The 3,501-nt window shown below is 44.7% G+C and carries 4 protein-coding genes; 2 read left to right on the top strand and 2 right to left on the bottom strand.

The window, feature by feature from the left end; translation table 11 throughout:
• Positions 1–271 precede the first annotated feature (271 nt).
• Entirely contained in the window at positions 272–409 is a 138-nt protein-coding gene (locus HMPREF1551_RS14310; protein WP_021629616.1) for a hypothetical protein, read from the top strand.
• Between the two features lie 115 nt (positions 410–524).
• Positions 525–1,460: a ribosome small subunit-dependent GTPase A gene (gene rsgA / locus HMPREF1551_RS12850; protein ID WP_021629615.1), complete on the top strand. Its 936-nt coding sequence runs from the start codon at positions 525–527 to the stop codon at positions 1,458–1,460.
• Here the strand turns inward: rsgA and HMPREF1551_RS12845 are convergent, their stop codons facing one another.
• Together HMPREF1551_RS12845 and msrB are read right to left on the bottom strand one after the other, a co-directional pair.
• A complete protein-coding gene (locus HMPREF1551_RS12845; protein ID WP_034544741.1) occupies positions 1,461–2,201 on the bottom strand; it encodes a shikimate dehydrogenase family protein in 741 nt (246 codons plus the stop codon).
• 49 nt (positions 2,202–2,250) lie between these two features.
• Positions 2,251–3,294, bottom strand: coding sequence for a peptide-methionine (R)-S-oxide reductase MsrB (gene msrB, locus HMPREF1551_RS12840; RefSeq protein WP_021629613.1), 1,044 nt, complete (start codon positions 3,292–3,294; stop codon positions 2,251–2,253).
• Positions 3,295–3,501: the final 207 nt, after the last annotated feature.

Below are 3,501 nucleotides of genomic sequence, written 5' to 3'. Positions count from 1 at the left end.
ATTAATCATTAACCATTAACCATTAACCATTAGTTTTTACTTATTCAAAATACATATTATTGAAAATGAGTTATTTATTTTGTTTCTAAAAACATCTCGCCGTAACTTTGCACTCAGAAAACAACGACAGAATATATAACACTAAAAACGAAAAATTATGGCTATTAGATTAGTAAATGGCTGTGTAAATTGCGAGAATTTGACAGCAGAAAACGTATGCAAACTTCACCACACCAAAGTGGAAGTGAAACACACTTGCGACAGCTTCAACATGCGTCCAAGCCTTCAAGGGGAAGTAGATTGCCTATCTTGTGCAAAATATAACACCCCTGCTTGTGCCAACCAATCACATGCTGCACAGGGAATGCTCTGCAACGAATGGGCTCCTGAAACAAACGCAGAAGCGTAAATGAATGGTTTTATGACTTCTAAAGCAATAAGTAGCGATACTTATTGCTTTTTTTTGTACATTTGCGCTTTCAAATGAATAGTGATACACGCTTCACTTTTCACGCTTCACTTCTATGATTGGAATCGTCTATAAATCCACCGGGAGCTGGTATGTGGTCAAGGGAGAAGACCAGCAATACTACGAATGTCGCCTCAAGGGGCGGTTTCGCCTCAAGGAAATCAAAAATACCAACCCCATAGCCGTAGGGGATAGGGTTACCTTTCACCTATCGGAAGTCCAGGGGCAGGGGGTCATTACCGAGATTGCGCCTCGGGAGAACTACATCATCCGCAAATCGGTCAATCTCTCCAAGCAGACCCATATCCTTGCGGCCAATATTGATGTGGCTTTCCTTTTGGTGACCCTTAATAATCCCACCACTTACACCGTTTTCATCGATCGCTTCTTGGTTACGGCCGAGGCTTATAGTATCCCTGCTGTACTGCTCTTTAATAAGGTGGATACCTATACGCCCGATGAGCTGGCCCAGGTGAAGTATTTGGCTTATATGTACCGCGATGTGGGCTATGAGTGTATCGGTATCTCCGCACACACAGGCAAGAATATCCCTCAAGTAAAAGAACGTTTGCAGGGCAAAACGGCCATGGTTATAGGCCACTCAGGAGCTGGGAAATCCACCCTGATCAATGCGCTGGCTCCCTCCCTCGAGCTCAAGACCCAACCCCTCTCCGAACAACATAATCAGGGACAACATACCACTACCTTTGCCCAAATGTACGACTTAGGCTTCGATGCTCGTATCATCGATACCCCAGGGATTAAGGGCTTGGGTGTAGTGGATTTCACCTCAGAGGAACTGGGGGATTACTTTCCGGAGTTCTTTGCCCTTAAGCACCTCTGTAAGTTCCATAACTGCCTGCACCTGAACGAACCTCAATGTGCCGTCAAGCAAGCCCTCGAAGAGAATCAGCTCCACTGGAGCCGCTACAAAAGCTACCTGCAACTCCTCGAAGGGGAGGAAGATACTTATAGAATGACCAATGACTAATCATAGATTATTGTTCCAGATTTTCCAAGCGGCTTCTGCTTGGAGGACAAGCATAGGATAGCCATTGAGGATGGTTGCTCCTTGAGCAGCTCCTTTGCAGAGGAAAGTTGTCCGCTCTGGGTTATAGATAAGGTCATATAGGAGATGCCTACTTGTAATCCATTGATAAGGAATGGGAGGAAAATCCGCCACCTTCGGGAAAGTACCCAAGGGAGTAGTATTGATAATAAGGGGATGTGCCTCGATCAGCTCTTGGGTTAGCTCCTTATAAGAGATGGCTACGGTAGATCGCTCACGGGAAACGAGTTGGCAGGGAATCTCCAACTGATTAAGTGCAAAAGCAACGGCCTTGCTCGCTCCTCCTGTACCGAGAATGAGTGCGCTATGGTGGTGAGGTTTTAAGTAAGGCACTAAGGAATCCCGAAAACCTATATAGTCCGTATTATAGCCCTTGAGCTTACCCGAAGGGAGTATCTTAATCGTATTGCAAGCCTTGATAGCTATAAGGGCTTCGTCTTGCTCATCAAGTAAGGGAAGTATCGCCTCCTTGTAGGGTATGGTAACATTCATTCCCGCAAGGGTAGGGGTACTACGGATAAGGGTAGGTAATCCCTCTATGGTAGGAATGTCAAAATTGATATACTCACAATTGGCAATCTGTTCTTTAGCAAATTTTTCTGCAAAATACTTCCGAGAAAAAGAATAAGATATGTTACGCCCCACTAAAGCAAATGTTCTCATCGTATTTTTATTTGTCATTAATCATTAACCATTAACCATTAATCATTAATCATTTACCTATTAGTTTAAGGCTATACCCTTCTTTCTCCATCTCTTCCTTAGGAATAAAGCGCAGTGAGGCACTGTTGATACAATAGCGTAAGCCTCCCTTATCCTTAGGCCCATCAGTGAAGACATGCCCTAAGTGCGCATTGCCGAGCTTGCTTCTCACTTCGGTACGGATCATATTATGTGATTTGTCCAAATATTCCTTGATGAGCTCCTTGCTGATAGGTTTGGAAAAACTAGGCCAGCCACAACCGGATTCGAACTTGTCGGTGGAGGAAAATAGCGGCTCTCCGGTGGTGATATCCACATAGATGCCCTCGCGCTTTTCCTTCCAATATTCATTGCGGAAAGGCGGTTCGGTAGCACTATTTTGGGTAACCTCATACTGCATAGCAGTGAGTTCCTTCTTCAGCGTAGCCTGGTCTTTGACAGTGTAGCTTGTCTTAGGAGCTGCCTTTTTAGCGTTGGCCTTGCGAGCCATCTCAAAAAGGGCAGGGGAGAGGTGGCAATAGCCGTGAGGGTTCTTATCCAAATAGTCTTGGTGATAATCCTCCGCAGGGTAGAAGTTCTTCAGCGGCAAGTTTTCCACCACGATGGGCTTACTGTACTGCTTGGCCAAGGCCGCAAGCTGCTGGCGGATGATGGTCTCATCTCCCTTATCCTTATAATAGATACCGGTACGGTACTGGGAGCCACGGTCATTGCCCTGCTTGTTCAGCGAAGTAGGGTCTATGCTCTTCAGATAGAGGTCGATAAGTAAGGGCAAAGCCACCTCAGAAGGGTTGTAAACCACCTTGACCGTTTCGGCAAACTGGGTATTGCCTTGGCATACCTGCTTGTAAGTAGGGTTGGCCACATTGCCATTGGCATAGCCCACCTCGGTGGAGACCACCCCTCGTATCTGTTTGAGGAAGTGCTCGGTTCCCCAAAAGCAACCCCCTGCGAAATAAATTTCCTTAGTGTTCATCTTTTTTGTTTGTGCATTTGTAGCAAGTGTTCCCAAGCTCAAAAAAGCATAGACCACTGCTAAGAAATATCTTTTCATAATAATAAACGAATTTGAAATGAGTCCACAAAAATACGATTTCTAAAGCTCAAAGTCAATTAATAATTGTTAATTGTGATTGATCACAGCCCAAAGCGTTTAAGAATTAGTAATTTGCAACAGCCCTATTAACAGATCTTTTTATTGTACAAATTCTTACTTCTCCTCCCTGCTTTCCTTGACTTCACCCCCTCGAATGTTGTAATT

The organism is Capnocytophaga sp. oral taxon 863 str. F0517 (assembly GCF_000466425.1).
Lineage (GTDB): Bacteria > Bacteroidota > Bacteroidia > Flavobacteriales > Flavobacteriaceae > Capnocytophaga.
This window is presented reverse-complemented; position numbering and strand designations above follow the sequence as displayed.

Coding starts and splice junctions, on each gene's coding strand:
- HMPREF1551_RS14310 (WP_021629616.1), top strand. CDS start 272: ATGCGTCCAAGCCTTCAAGGGGAAGTAGATTGCCTATCTTGTGCAAAA.
- rsgA (WP_021629615.1), top strand. CDS start 525: ATGATTGGAATCGTCTATAAATCCACCGGGAGCTGGTATGTGGTCAAG.
- HMPREF1551_RS12845 (WP_034544741.1), bottom strand. CDS start 2,201: ATGAGAACATTTGCTTTAGTGGGGCGTAACATATCTTATTCTTTTTCT.
- msrB (WP_021629613.1), bottom strand. CDS start 3,294: ATGAAAAGATATTTCTTAGCAGTGGTCTATGCTTTTTTGAGCTTGGGA.